This window comes from Cupriavidus sp. 8B, assembly GCF_054589115.1.
The window spans coordinates 1-222 of sequence record NZ_BAAILO010000306.1; the positions used below are offsets into that span (position 1 = coordinate 1).

Genomic DNA, 222 nt, shown 5'->3' on the forward strand with positions numbered 1-222 from the left:
GCGCCGCTCCAGTACCTCATAGATTGGGATCCAGTACACGCCGGTGGACTCGAGCGCGACCGTGTCCACGCCGCACGCCAGCAGCCAGTCGGCCAGTGCGTGCAGATCGTCGGTCATCGCGCCGACTTCGCGCACCGGCTCGCAGCCGGCTTGTTCGGCCAGATGCCGTGGCATCGCCACCCAGTGGCTCGACGCGCCCACGTCGATCCCTGCCGCATTGGG

At 68.9% G+C, this 222-nt stretch carries 1 pseudogene; it reads right to left on the reverse strand.

Annotated elements, in window-relative coordinates:
* A pseudogene (locus tag ACYP5B_RS30880) lies at positions 1-222 on the reverse strand (IS110 family transposase); the annotation flags it as partial.